We start from the raw sequence: 436 nt of genomic DNA on the forward strand, positions 1-436 counted from the left end.
CTGTAAATTTGATGGTTGCCCATCGCGGTTTGGTTATTTAAATTATTTGTTGTACCTTTGCACTCGAAAGCATTTCTGATTTCAGGAATAGCAATCAACAAATCGCTATCTTGCTGTAAGGTGTCAAATCCTTTGTTCAGGGATGGCGATTTTTCTATTTCTATCTCAGCTATTTTGTGGTCTTTGTAACTACCGTGTTCAACACTGTTTGGAAAAAAAGCAAAAACATTTTGCTTATTCAAAACTTTGCCGTATCTTTGCAGAAAGTTAAAGCAATGAAATTATGTTACAAGCACAAGTATTAGAAGACGTTACGGGCATTCCAATGGGTGTTTTTATCCCGATGCCATTGTGGGAAGAGGTGAAAATTCAATATCCTGATATTGAAAATTATGATATTCCGTTGCCTCTGTGGGAAAAAGGCTTTATAGATGAC

The 436-nt window shown here is 36.2% G+C and carries 1 protein-coding gene; it reads right to left on the reverse strand.

Annotation, left to right across the window (positions count from 1 at the left end; translation table 11 throughout):
• The coding region (locus ASC50_RS04755) for a hypothetical protein (RefSeq protein WP_158648454.1) at positions 1-242 on the reverse strand (242 nt) is incomplete at its 3' end.
• Positions 243-436 lie beyond the last annotated feature (194 nt).

Source organism: Candidatus Symbiothrix dinenymphae (genome assembly GCF_001431085.1).